At 43.8% G+C, this 12,872-nt stretch carries 11 protein-coding genes; 4 read left to right on the forward strand and 7 right to left on the reverse strand.

Annotation, left to right across the window (positions count from 1 at the left end; all coding sequences use genetic code 11):
• The first annotated feature begins 113 nt into the window (after positions 1 to 113).
• Entirely contained in the window at positions 114 to 1,532 is a 1,419-nt protein-coding gene (locus FTU12_RS02200; RefSeq protein WP_180113655.1) for a deoxyribodipyrimidine photo-lyase, read from the forward strand.
• A 124-nt stretch (positions 1,533 to 1,656) separates the two neighbouring features.
• Positions 1,657 to 2,271, forward strand: a complete 615-nt coding sequence (locus FTU12_RS02205; protein WP_078190547.1) for a riboflavin synthase subunit alpha — start codon at positions 1,657 to 1,659, stop codon at positions 2,269 to 2,271.
• Between the two features lie 65 nt (positions 2,272 to 2,336).
• Here FTU12_RS02205 and FTU12_RS02210 read toward each other — a convergent pair whose 3' ends face one another.
• Together FTU12_RS02210 and acs are read right to left on the reverse strand one after the other, a co-directional pair.
• On the reverse strand, positions 2,337 to 3,515 hold the full coding sequence (locus FTU12_RS02210; protein ID WP_180113656.1) for an acyl-CoA dehydrogenase family protein: 1,179 nt from the start codon (positions 3,513 to 3,515) through the stop codon (positions 2,337 to 2,339).
• A gap of 306 nt (positions 3,516 to 3,821) precedes the next feature.
• The gene (gene acs, locus FTU12_RS02215) at positions 3,822 to 5,765 is read right to left on the reverse strand and encodes an acetate--CoA ligase (protein WP_180113657.1); all 1,944 of its coding nucleotides are present in this window, start codon (positions 5,763 to 5,765) and stop codon (positions 3,822 to 3,824) included.
• 284 nt (positions 5,766 to 6,049) lie between these two features.
• Here acs and FTU12_RS02220 point away from each other — a divergent pair, with 284 nt between their 5' ends.
• Together FTU12_RS02220 and FTU12_RS02225 are read left to right on the forward strand one after the other, a co-directional pair.
• Positions 6,050 to 6,628 (forward strand): DUF805 domain-containing protein, encoded by a 579-nt coding sequence (locus FTU12_RS02220; RefSeq protein ID WP_180113658.1) that lies wholly within the window; start codon positions 6,050 to 6,052, stop codon positions 6,626 to 6,628.
• Positions 6,629 to 6,751: 123 nt separating this feature from the next.
• Positions 6,752 to 7,723, forward strand: coding sequence for a mechanosensitive ion channel family protein (locus FTU12_RS02225; protein WP_078190551.1), 972 nt, complete (start codon positions 6,752 to 6,754; stop codon positions 7,721 to 7,723).
• Here FTU12_RS02225 and FTU12_RS02230 read toward each other — a convergent pair.
• The 5 genes from FTU12_RS02230 to prfB form a co-directional block, all read right to left on the reverse strand.
• Positions 7,709 to 8,419: a 16S rRNA (uracil(1498)-N(3))-methyltransferase gene (locus FTU12_RS02230; RefSeq protein ID WP_180113659.1), complete on the reverse strand. Its 711-nt coding sequence runs from the start codon at positions 8,417 to 8,419 to the stop codon at positions 7,709 to 7,711. The genes FTU12_RS02225 and FTU12_RS02230 overlap by 15 nt on opposite strands.
• 324 nt (positions 8,420 to 8,743) lie before the next feature.
• Positions 8,744 to 10,024, reverse strand: a complete 1,281-nt coding sequence (locus tag FTU12_RS02235; RefSeq protein ID WP_180109628.1) for a 3-deoxy-D-manno-octulosonic acid transferase — start codon at positions 10,022 to 10,024, stop codon at positions 8,744 to 8,746.
• 87 nt (positions 10,025 to 10,111) lie between these two features.
• Positions 10,112 to 11,200, reverse strand: a complete 1,089-nt coding sequence (locus tag FTU12_RS02240; RefSeq protein ID WP_180084429.1) for an alkene reductase — start codon at positions 11,198 to 11,200, stop codon at positions 10,112 to 10,114.
• 37 nt (positions 11,201 to 11,237) lie between these two features.
• Positions 11,238 to 11,537, reverse strand: coding sequence for a helix-turn-helix transcriptional regulator (locus tag FTU12_RS02245; RefSeq protein WP_078190555.1), 300 nt, complete (start codon positions 11,535 to 11,537; stop codon positions 11,238 to 11,240).
• 154 nt (positions 11,538 to 11,691) lie between these two features.
• Positions 11,692 to 12,787, reverse strand: a protein-coding gene (prfB, locus tag FTU12_RS02250; protein WP_111884474.1) for a peptide chain release factor 2 whose coding sequence is annotated in 2 segments (ribosomal slippage) — positions 11,692 to 12,714 and positions 12,716 to 12,787 — 1,095 coding nt in all. Because the reading frame shifts where the segments join, the coding sequence is not laid out codon by codon here.
• Between the last annotated feature and the right edge of the window lie 85 nt (positions 12,788 to 12,872).

Genomic DNA, 12,872 nt, shown 5'->3' on the forward strand with positions numbered 1-12,872 from the left:
AACCATAGATATTATATAGTTTTTTTATAGAAATCGATTTTTTAGATAATTTCATTACCAATAGATACCCCCGTAATTCTGGTGATATTTCCAACAAAAACGAGGCAATAAATATGCAACTGGTTTGGTTTCGACAAGATTTAAGACGACATGACCATAGCGCACTGTGGCAGGCGACACAGTCTGGTCCAACGATTGCCTTTATTGCGCTTTCTCCTGAACAATGGGCAAGGCATGACGATGCCCCCATTAAAATCCATCGCTATCTTGCCCAACTGGAACTTTTGCGACAGCAATTGGCTGAGCTAAATATTCCACTGATTATTCAGCATATTCCCCATTGGTCAGACATCGCCACTGAGCTATTAACCCTATGTACTCAGCTCAATATACACACTGTTCATGCACATATTGAACATGGTGTGAATGAACTTAAACGAGACCGCGAAGTACAACAGTTATTAGAACAGCAGCACATCTCTGTTGAGCTGTACCATGACCGCACCCTGTTTCCTGTTGGCAGTATTCGCAATCAATCTGGACATCCTTATCAAGTTTTCGGTGCATTTAAGAAAAATTGCTACGAAAAATTGAGCATCAGTCTGCCTACTTGTTATCCCACTATTGAAGCCCAAGCGGCTCTCGAACCGCATCCGCTGTGGCAAAATCAATTTGATTTACGTCCTTTTTATCCCACATCGCTGTTAGCTGCTCAAATCGAGCTTTGGCCGATTGGAGAAGATCACGCAATACAGTGCTTAGATGAATTTATTGAACAACATCTGCATCGTTATGCTGATGATCGGGACTTTCCTGCGCTCAATGGAACCAGTCGAATTGGCATGTATTTAAACTTGGGCATCTTGTCTATTCGCCAATGTCTGCAAGCCCTGTTTCGTGAACAAGGCGGCTATTTCCAGATCAACCACAGAGGACAACAAACGTGGCTCGATGAGCTGCTTTGGCGTGAATTTTACCAGCACATTTTATTTGACTACCCGCAAGTTTCTCAGCACCAGCCGTTTCAAACCAAAACCTTAAAAATAAAATGGCGCCATGCACCACAAGACTTTGCTGCGTGGCAATACGGCCAGACGGGCATTCCGATCGTCGATGCAGGGATGCGTCAACTATTGGCTACGGGTTGGATGCATAATCGGGTGCGGATGATTTGTGCCATGTTCCTCAGCAAAAATCTACTGATCGATTGGCGGTTGGGGGAGCAATGGTTTATGCAGCACCTTGTCGATGGTGACTTAGCAGCCAATAATGGCGGTTGGCAATGGTGCGCCTCGACGGGTACAGATGCTGTACCTTATTTTCGGATTTTTAACCCGATCAGCCAATCTCAGAAATTTGATCCGAACGGGGATTATTTACGTCAATGGCTACCTGAACTGGCAGATTTGGATGCAAAGCAAATTCACCAACCCTTTGCCAAAAATCCTCAACTGGAATTGAATTACCCTCAACCGATCGTCGATATAAAGCAGTCTCGCTTAACTGCAATTGAAACATTCCGAGCATTGTAGATATTGCCAAGATCGAACTGTTAGAGATCAAAACACTGTACTGAAATGGTCACTGTAAAGCATAGCCGAGCGTTCGTTTTGTCCCTACAATACAGAAAACGCAAATCATTTTAGAGACGCTCCCATGTATACAGGCATCGTGCAAGGTTTAGAAAAAGTCTTAGACATTCGTCAAGGCAATGGCTTCACAACCTTAGTGATTTCAAATCATCAGGATTTTTTTCATGATGTCTTTATCGGGGCAAGTGTGGCGATTAATGGCGTATGTTTAACGGCCACACAAATTGATTTGGCAGCCAACCAAGTACATTTTGATGTCTCAGATTTGACCAATCAACTCACCACACTAAAAGCTCTCAAGGCCGGTGATGAGGTCAATGTCGAACGCTCAGCCAAAGTTGGGGCAGAAAATGGTGGTCACAATCTATATGGTCATATCGAAGGCACAGCCACGATCAAAAACTTAGAACATCGTGGGGAAACCTTTCATCTCGATATTCACATTCCGGCAGGCAATATTAAATATTTCTTTCTCAAAGGTTTTATTGGACTCAATGGTTGCAGTTTGACTGTGAACCGTGTTGATCGTGCCAACAGTGAAATTTCAATCGATCTTATTCCTGAAACACTGCGCCTCACTACATGGAAAGATGTTCAAGTCGGTGATGCCGTGAATTATGAAATTGATCAAACGACGCGAACCTTAGTCGATACCTTAGAAAATATTCATCAGCGTTAAATCGACTGACAGCACATTGCAAAAAGCCTCCCTTTCGGAGGCTTTTTGCAATGTGCATTATACGTTTAAGAATAAAAACTTGGGTCTGGCACTTTGGCTGTGAGCACCCATTCACCAACTTCCTGATATTTATAATCAATCGGATCATGTAAGGTTTGGGTACGCACATTGCGCCAGAAGCGGTCTAAATTCAATTTGGCCGTCGTGGCACGTGCGCCCATCACTTGGAAAATATTTTGCGTAATGTACAGCGAGCTATTGGTGGCTGCGATTTTGGCTGTTGCAATCGCAATAGAGACTTCTCCACGTTGTTCCGCCGTCAAAGCTTCACCAATCTCCCAAGCCCATTGCAAACGCTGAACAGCTTTATCTGCCAATAAACGTACACTTTCTAATTGCACATAAAAATCAGCAAAATGCTTTTGAATGAAAGGATCATTCACGGCATTTTCAGCCAATGATTTTGACCACGCTTTTTGGTTTTGAACCGTCTGTTTTGCTGTTTCAAAAGCCCCTTCTGCCACCCCTAAAAACATATGCACAAAGATCAACTGTGCAATCAACGGACGCAAGCTGGAATACGGCGTACTCAAAGGCCCTGGGTTCAGTAGCAATTCATCTTTGGAAATTTTTACTTGTTCAAAATGACTGCTGCCACTGTCAGTTTGACGTTGTCCCATATTGTCCCAATCGCCGAGAAAACTGACGCCTTCACGTGCTGTAGGAATCACCCCGATCAATAATTTTCCGTCATCATTGAACCCAGAACACAGCAAAATGTCTGAATCCATAGAACCCGAACAGAAGCTTTTATCGCCATGAAACACATATTCGTGTTCAGACAGTTGCGTCGCTGTAGTACGACGGTCTAAGGGGTTTAGGGTGTTACCCCAAAATAAATGCTCACGTGCAGTCTGTTCAAACCACGGGCCATATTGCTCGGGCTGCGCGAACAACTGTACGGTTGCAATCAATAAATGATGAAAACCATAAACATGCGCCAATGAGCTATCCACTTGAGCAATGGTTTGAATGGTTTTAAAAATCGTCTGCCAATCTGCACCCTGTCCACCGTATTGCTGTCCAATGGACAGTGCAAGCAAACCACTTTGACGAATCAAATCACGTTCAGCTTTGGGATTTCCCCCTTGCTTATCGCGCTGAGCAGCCGTCGTGGCAAATTCTGCCGCCAGTTTATGGGCAATATCGATCGGATCTTGAGTCAATGGAGTTGAAGCGTTCATATGTCTATCTGATTATTCTGTTACCGTTTTAGCTTAACAAAGCGCAGGCATTCAGCTTATCTCAATGCCTGCAGTCTATATCTGTAAAATCTATATCTCATGAAATCTAAGCCACCTAAATTCAGGCGACTTATGGCTTGGTCTTTGTTATCCGTCGTATGTACGGTAGATTAAAAGCATCATGAACACCCCTTCTTCCTAATCAACTTTCCTAAGGGAAAGGACGTTCAATATTGCCTTAATAACCCATCGCATGAGCGATAGTGAACTTTCATCAGAACGCTATCACTCACGCTCAAATTGCTCTTATGACTTCGGATAAACCGTCGCAATCAAATGCTCAACCACTTGAGGTTCTGCCAAGGTCGAAGTGTCGCCTAAAGAGTCCAGCTCATTGGCCGCAATTTTTCTTAAAATACGGCGCATGATTTTACCAGAACGGGTTTTCGGCAAGGCCGGCGCCCAATGCAGTGCATCTGGCGTCGCCACTGGTCCAAGGACTTTTCGTACCCAAGCCACCAGTTCCTGACGTAACTCATCCGTCTCGGCTGTCCCGGCTTGTAAGGTCACAAAGGCGCAAATCCCCTGTCCTTTAATATCATGCGGCATACCCACCACCGCAGACTCTGCCACAGCATCATGCGCAACCAACGCACTTTCAATTTCAGCCGTTCCTAATCGATGCCCTGAAACGTTTAAGACGTCATCCACACGGCCCGTAATCCAATAGTAGCCAGACTCGTCACGACGTGCGCCATCACCTGTAAAATACGTCCCCGGATAAGTAGAGAAATAGGCCTCAATAAAGCGCTCAGGATCACCCCAAATGGTTCGCATTTGTCCCGGCCAAGAATCCTTAATCACCAAGTTGCCTTCTACGGCACCTTCAAGCTCGTTGCCTTCTGCATCGACAATCGCAGGTTGTACACCAAAGAATGGACGCGTCGCCGAACCCGGTTTTAAATCAGTTGCTCCCGGCAATGGCGTAATCATGAAACCACCCGTTTCTGTTTGCCACCATGTATCCACCACTGGACAGCGGCTTTCACCTACCACGGTGTAGTACCAATTCCATGCCTCTGGGTTAATCGGTTCACCCACCGAACCTAATAAACGCAAACTACTGCGGTCACTTTCTCGGACAAAGGCATCCCCTTCTCGCATCATGGCGCGAATCGCAGTCGGTGCCGTATATAAAATGGTGACGTTATGTTTATCGACAATATGTCCCGTGCGTGCCCAACTTGGATATTGCGGCACCCCTTCAAACATCACGGTCGTGGTGCCATTCGACAATGGACCATACAATACATATGAATGCCCAGTGATCCATCCGACATCTGCGGTACACCAAAACACGTCATCTTGTTTTAAGTCAAAAACTTCACGGAAAGTACAATTCACATAGGTCAAATAGCCACCCGTGGTGTGCAATACGCCTTTCGGTTTTCCAGTTGAACCTGATGTATATAAAATAAATAGGGGATCTTCGGCATTCATGGATTCAGGTGGACAAATATCATTGACCGACATGATTTCCATGTGATACCACAAATCACGGTCCGCTTTCATTTCGATCGGGTTACCTGTACGGTGCACCACAATGACATTTTGAACCGAAGATGTCCCTTCGATGTCGAGTGCAAGATCGACATTTTCTTTGAGTGGAATCGGCTTACCACCACGCATCCCACAATCCGCAGTAATCACGACTTTCGCCTGACTATCATCGATACGACTTGCCAATGAGTCTGGTGAGAACCCGCCAAAAACCACGCAGTGTACCGCACCAATTCGGGTACAGGCCAACATCGCAATTGCCGCTTCGGGCACCATTGGCATATACAGCACCACACGGTCGCCTTTACCCACGCCATGTTTTTTCAGCACATTGGCAAAACGGCAGGTTTCATCATGTAGTTCTTCAAAAGAAATAATTTTATGCCGCGAAGGATGATCACCTTCCCAAATAATGGCCGGTTTATGTGGATGTTCTTTTAAATGTCGATCAAGGCAGTTGGCACTAACATTCAGTTCACCGTCAGCAAACCACTCGATCTTAAAATCATTTCGCTTAAAATTGGTATTTTTAACTTGGGTAAACGGTTTGATCCAATCGATCTTTTGCGCTTGCTCCGCCCAAAACTCATCTGGTTGTTCAATCGATTTTTGATAACGCTCAAAGTACTCCGACTCATTGATGCGCGCGGTTTTTTTGAAACTTTCAGGTACTGGATAGATCTCTTTCATATTGTATTTTCCTTGATCTGATTCATCTCATCACGAGATGCCATGCCACATTTCTACTTTTATAATTTCTGCATCACAGCAGTATGACGATTAATTTTTAATCGCAGCAATCATGCTTTGGTCGTATTATTCTTTCCCATTTAAAGCATATTTTTGAGCAAAATTTCAACAAAAACATGTTTCAATTCAGTATCTGATCAGTTCATTTGAACCTATAATGCAAAGGTAATTTTACTCAGCATTCCGCTTTTTTATTCTTCCATACACGTTGAGTTGACCCAAGCATGAATACCAATGACTCTTCTTTCTTTTTCCGTCAGACGACCACTACATCGGATAATCCCTTGAAACCTGATGGACGTTTTGGTCGACTGAGCATGATTGGTTGGTATGGCTTTCTCAATATCATCAGCTTTTTTGCCTTGATCGTTTTAAGCCTTGCCGTGGGTATTTTCAACATCAATACCATGGCGTTAAATGAGCAATTTGTTGGCATATTCACCGGGGTATCTGGCCTCGCCTATTTGGCGATTATTATTCTCTACATTTATTTTTATTGTGTCTTTGTCGTGCGTCGGCTGCATGACCTCAATAAAGCCGGTTGGTTGCTACTATTATTATTTATCCCCGTGATCAATCTATTTTTTATCCTATATTTATTATTGGCCTCAGGCACACCGACCGTAAATCAATACGGCGCGCCACGCCCTGCTGCGGTTTGGGAAAAAATTCTGGCATGGTTGATGATTTTAATCAGTGTCTTGTCGCTCTTGGCTACAGGTAGCATCACCTCGTATATGATGGGTAGCGGAGAAATTGAATCGCCTACAGAAATCATTCAACAAGGTACTGAATACTTCTAAGCCACTGACCGAATTTGAGCCTGTCTGAATTTTGATACATCTGTTCGCAAGCCTGTAAATGAGGGTTATTTTCGCCACTAATTTCAGGCAAAATAGCGAAAAATCTGAACATTTGGAAAACTCGTGGCTGAAAAAGAAAATGCCTTGAGTGATGTCACTCAAGGCACGACTCAACTTTTGCAAGAGGCAACTGAAAAAACCGCACAAACCGTGCTGGAACATACCTCTAAATATAATGACGCATACTCAACGATCGATAAATTTGTCGATGGATTTTGGGAACGCCTGCCTTATATTTGTATCGCATTAATTGTTTTTACGATCTTCTATCTACTGTCAAAACTCTTTAGATTCTTTGTTCGTAAAGCGCTCACTGACCGTTCTTATTCAAAACAAAATCTAGTTTTGGTCCTGAACCGTGTCGGTAGCTCAGCCATTATGTTCTTCGGTTTCCTGATTGCAATGGTCATTGCGATCCCTGGTTTCACACCGGGTCAGCTCATGAGTGCCTTGGGGATTGGTTCGGTTGCAATCGGTTTCGCGTTTAAAGATATTTTCCAGAACTTACTGTCGGGTATTTTGATTCTCCTCGGTGAACCGTTCAAAATCGGTGACGACATTATTGTGTCAGGAATGGAAGGTACAGTTGAAGATATTCAAATTCGTGCAACCTTCCTACGCTCTCCCGATGGTCGTCGTATCGTGATTCCAAACGCGACGGTTTACACCAGTGCGGTAACGGTGAATACCGCTTATCAACGTCGTCGTTGTGAATTTGTGGTGGGTATTGGTTATGAAGATGACATTCAAAAAGCTAAAAACATTGTTTTGGCCATTTTAGACAAAGACCCGACCATTTTGAGCCAACCTGCGTTTACCGTAAACGTGAATGCTTTGGCTGATTTCTCAGTCAACCTCAATGTCCGTTGGTGGGTAGATACCACAGAAACCACCACTGCGAACTCGATCAGTGAAGTGCAAGAACACGTTATCCAAGCATTCAATCAAAATGGTATTTCAATTCCGTACCCTGTACAGGAAGTAAAAGTTTACCGTGGTGATCAAGCTGAGGCAGAAGCTTCAACAGCTAAATAATCGCCCTAAAACGTACGGAATCACAGTTTCTGTACGGATAATTCGGTTGCCTAAGCTGACTGCTTGGCAGCCGTTTTTTATGAGTAAATCTACCTCATAAGGAATAAATCCACCTTCAGGTCCAATGATGATCGTACATCCATGTTGAATCCCTGTAGGCATCACATCTTCGACATAAGGATGCGCCACATAAGCGGGATAGTCCGAGGAGATCATGCTCGGTAGAACATCCTCCACAAAGGGCTTAAAGCGTTTATACAGTTCAATTTTGGGCGCAATGGTGTCACCTGCCTGCTCCAAACCCAACGTCACATAGTGATCGAGCTGCTGTAAAAATGGCGTCTGCCAATAGCTTTTATCCACGCGATAACTGTGCAGCAAAATGATTTTTTCTACGCCTAAGGTGACGGCATCCATAATCAGACGGCGCAACACTTTCGGACGAGGCATTGCCACAATTAAAGTCACCGGATGCTTTGCAGGTACTTCTTCTTCTTGTAAGGGTTTAAGTTGAATGCCGTGATCCGCAATACTGACGATTTGGGTTAAATAACGCGTTCCTTCCCGAATCCCGACTTTGAGGGTATCGCCCACTTGTACATCGACATGGGTTTTTAAATGCTCAATTTGGCGTTTGGCACTGATATTCCACAGTTCAGATTCAGTTTGACGTGGGTCAAGCAAGACGATGTTCATAAAAATTCTCTTACCCAGTTCAATTGGATACGCGAAAACGTCATCCACAACTGTTCGAGGCAACACTCAATAGAATCACTCAAGTTTCAGCGATTATTTGTTAGACATAAAAATTCGACGTGTTTTGTCGGTGAGCTGCATTGCACCGCAAGATGGCTTCCTTACGAAGCTTCGCATTCCATTTTGCCGAATGAGAACAACGTTTCGTAAGAGTACCTCCAACCGAAGGCTAACCCCTTTCTTCAAATCTTAAATGTAAGACTCTGTCGAGCCTATTCATTCATCTATTTAAAGCATCAACCAATTTAAATCATGGTTGTAAATTCAAAGGTATTGATCAATCACCTGAATATGCTTTTGCAGCGACCCAGTATTCTTTTGCATAATCAGCTGAGCTGCATCATTTAAAGCCTGCGCTTTCGCAGTATTTTGAATGATCTCAACCAATGCACTAGCCGCCTGCTCAAAATCCTGCACAACCACAACCGCATGGGCCGCTACAAATTCATCCACAATGGTTTGAAAATTAAAATAATGCTGACCTAATACTGTCGGGACATGCAGCGCGATAGGTTCCAAAATATTATGTCCACCGCCCGGTACATTTAAAGACCCGCCAACAAAACAAGCCTGACTCAGTGCCAGCCAAAGCCATAATTCACCCATACTATCCGCCAAATACACTTGCGTTTCAGGCTGAATCGTTTGCTTTAAACTGCGGCGCTGTGTGCGTAAATTCAGTTTCTGCGCTTCTACAAAAACCTCATCAAAGCGTTCGGGATGCCGTGGTACAACTATACATAACAGCTCAGGCTGTTGTTGCAAAATCGGCTGCAGTGCCGCGAGCAGTTTTTGTTCTTCGGGTGCATGCGTACTGGCAATGGTGATGATTTTACGGCCTTGCAAATCCCAATCTTGACGCAACTGCGCTGCTTGTTGCACAAAGCTATCAGGCGCATGAATATCAAATTTGATACTTCCCACGACCTGACTGGTATGCGGGTTTGCACCCAACTCAATAAATCGTGCTAAAGTTGCCTGATCTTGCGCCAATAATTGTTTCAAACTCTTTAGCATCGGCTGCGTCAAACTCGGGACTTTGCCATAACCCTTCGCCGATTTTTCAGATAATCTGGCATTAATTAATAAACTCGGAACGTTAGCCTGATCGGCTTCAATCATCAAATTTGGCCAGAGTTCAGTTTCGACTAGAGCCAACATTTTCGGTTGATATTTTTCGATAAAACGACGGACTAATTTTTTTTGATCTGCCGGCAAATACACGGCCTGAAACAGCGATTCATACGGTGCTTTTAAAAATAATTGTTTCGCACGCGCTTGTCCGGTTTTGGTGGTATTGGTGACTAAGACCGGATGACCTGCTTTGAGATAATGTTCAATCAGCGGCTGTGCAGCGTTGGTTTCTCCGACGGAAACCACATGAAACCAAATTGCATTGCGGTTTTTAACCGGCTGAAATGGCCCAAAGCGCTCAAGACACTCTTGCTGATATAGTTGGAGATCTTCAGCACGTTTTTTGATGCGCCATTGATATAGCGGCTTAATCAGCGCCAAAGCTGCGTTATACCAAAAAGGAGTAGTCAAATTATTACGCTCAAAAACGGTTTGAATCGGCAGAATATATCAGAGCATTATCCACATGTTAATGGATAATGCGTATTCAAGTGTCGATTAATAGGTTGAACGACCTGAACCAAATTTATTTTTCATGCTTGGATAATCAATATAGCCTTCGGCTACATCAGTTCCAATCATATTTTCCAACTGCAATTCATTCAGTGCAGCATTCGCCAGCAAACGTTCAAACAAATCTGGATTGGCAATATAGGCTTTACCAAAAGACACCGCATCGGCTTTACCTGAGGCCAATAAATCAACGGCATCTTCACGGCTTAAACGCATATTGGCAATGTACGGCACACCATTTGAGCGCTGTTTCAGATAGTCACTAATACTGTCATCCGCCAGATATTCACGGGTAAAGAAGAATGCAATCTTCCGTTGCCCCAACTGCTCTAAGGCATAGCCAAAGGTTTCACGTGGATCATGATCGCCCATGTCGTGTTCATCACCACGCGGCGCAAGATGCACACCTACACGACCTGCTCCCCACACTTCGATCAGCGCATCCACCACTTCGAGCAATAAACGTGCGCGGTTTTCGACAGAACCACCATACTCATCTTCACGTAAATTGGTTTTGCTTTGTAGGAATTGATCGATCAAATAACCATTGGCCGCATGCAATTCCACACCATCAAAACCGGCTTCTTTGGCTTTGATTGCAGACTGTTTGTATTGCTCAACAATGCTTTTGATTTCTGCAATCTCTAATGGACGTGGCACGACATATTCGCGTTTTGGGCGAAGCAGACTGACATAACCTGCCTGTTGTACCGCACTGGCAGACACTGGTGTATCACCATCCAAAAGGTCGGGATGTGAGACACGTCCGACATGCCACAATTGCGCCACAATTAAACCTTGCTGTTCATGTACGGCTTGGGTCACCAGTTTCCAGCCTTGAACTTGAGCATCGGTAAATAAACCCGGCGTCTGCAAATAGCCATTAGCGGCTTCTGAAATGACTGTTGCTTCTGAAATGATTAATCCTGCACTTGCACGCTGTGCATAATATTCAGCCATCATCGGCGTTGGAACACGGTCAATGGTTGCACGACTACGGGTTAGTGGCGCCATTACAACGCGATTTTTGAGGTGTAAATCACCCAAAATGAGAGGAGTATTAAGTTCAGCCATATATGTCTCGCCTGACACTTCAAATGCGAAAAATGATTTAAAGTGAGTTCTGCAGATAATCAATATATTGCTGAATGAGTTCTTCATTGCGTGAAAAATACGACCATTGACCATATTTCTCGGCTTGAATTAAGCCCGCCTGTTGTAACACAGACAAATGATTAGACATCGTAGACTGCGAAACATTACCGAGTTTTTCGATATTGCCAGCGCATACACCACGATTAAAGCCGCCACATTGTTCTTCTGACAAAAACTGTTCTGGTGTTTTCAACCATTCCAAGATTTGACGTCGAGTCGGATTGGCAAGTGCTTTAAAAATTAAATCAATATCCATAATTTAAACGGGTTTAATTAAATAAAAATTTGGACAACAAAGTTCTATTCAGCATCTTGAATACACTATATCGTATTTTTTCGATTTTTATATCGATTTTTTTAGATATGATGATCAAAAACAGATAGAACTTTGTTTTCTATATAAATTTAAATTACAAACCTTGTTTGAGGCTGGCTTCAATAAACTTATCTAAATCACCATCAAGTACCGCGCCGGTGTTTGAACTTTCCACACTGGTACGTAAGTCTTTAATACGCGAGTCATCTAAAACGTATGAACGAATTTGGCTGCCCCAACCGATATCGGACTTGGTGTCTTCCAACGCTTGTGCCGCATCATTACGTTTTTGCATCTCAAGTTCGTACAATTTTGCACGTAACTGTTTCCAAGCATGGTCACGGTTGGCGTGCTGTGAACGTTGGTTCTGACATGCCACCACAATCCCTGTTGGAGCGTGAGTTAAACGTACTGCAGAGTCTGTTTTGTTAATGTGCTGACCACCCGCACCAGATGCACGATAGGTATCAGTACGAACATCAGCAGGATTGATTTCAATTTCAATATTGTCATCAATTTCAGGCGATACAAAAACCGCTGAGAATGAAGTATGGCGACGGTTACCCGAGTCAAAAGGTGACTTACGGACTAAACGGTGTACGCCAGATTCTGTACGTAACCAACCATATGCATACTCACCTTCTACACGGATCGTTGCAGACTTGATCCCTGCCACATCACCATCAGACTCTTCCATCACTTCTGCTTTAAAACCATGACGTTCAATCCAACGTAGATACATACGTAGTAACATCGATGCCCAGTCCTGTGCTTCAGTACCACCTGAACCTGCTTGAATTTCGACATAGCATGGGTTCGGGTCCATCGGATTACTGAACATACGACGGAATTCTAATTTCGCAAGTTCTGCTTCCGCTGAAGTTAACTCTGCTTGCACATCTGCAAGTAAGCTTTCTTCTTCTGCTTCAACCGCAAGATCCAGCATCGCTTGGGCATCTTCTAGTTGAGTTGAAAGCCCTTCGAGCACGTTAATGACGTTTTCGAGTTCACCTTTTTCTTTTGCCATTGCTTGCGCACGGCTTTGATCATTCCAAATTGCTGGGTCTTCCAGCTCACGTAGAACCTCTTCTAAACGCTCTTTTTTCAGATCGTAGTCAAAGATACCCCCGTAATGTTTGACCACGGTCGTTTAAGTCTTTTAGCTGTAATAGATACGGATTAATTTCCACGTGAATTACTCTCAATCAAAAAATTTGGCTTAAATAGCCGCCTATTATATCACAGAGCATTTGCACAGTTTCAGCCAGATTGATC

Origin of the sequence: Acinetobacter sp. YH12063, assembly GCF_013419715.1 — a bacterium.
Lineage (GTDB): Bacteria > Pseudomonadota > Gammaproteobacteria > Pseudomonadales > Moraxellaceae > Acinetobacter > Acinetobacter amyesii.

Bases quoted from the DNA above. Each gene is read 5' to 3' on its own strand.
- FTU12_RS02200 (WP_180113655.1), top strand. From the start codon at position 114: ATGCAACTGGTTTGGTTTCGACAAGATTTAAGACGACATGACCATAGC.
- FTU12_RS02210 (WP_180113656.1), bottom strand. From the start codon at position 3,515: ATGAACGCTTCAACTCCATTGACTCAAGATCCGATCGATATTGCCCAT.
- FTU12_RS02230 (WP_180113659.1), bottom strand. From the start codon at position 8,419: ATGAACATCGTCTTGCTTGACCCACGTCAAACTGAATCTGAACTGTGG.
- acs (WP_180113657.1), bottom strand. From the start codon at position 5,765: ATGAAAGAGATCTATCCAGTACCTGAAAGTTTCAAAAAAACCGCGCGC.
- FTU12_RS02205 (WP_078190547.1), top strand. From the start codon at position 1,657: ATGTATACAGGCATCGTGCAAGGTTTAGAAAAAGTCTTAGACATTCGT.
- FTU12_RS02245 (WP_078190555.1), bottom strand. From the start codon at position 11,537: ATGGATATTGATTTAATTTTTAAAGCACTTGCCAATCCGACTCGACGT.
- FTU12_RS02220 (WP_180113658.1), top strand. From the start codon at position 6,050: ATGAATACCAATGACTCTTCTTTCTTTTTCCGTCAGACGACCACTACA.
- FTU12_RS02240 (WP_180084429.1), bottom strand. From the start codon at position 11,200: ATGGCTGAACTTAATACTCCTCTCATTTTGGGTGATTTACACCTCAAA.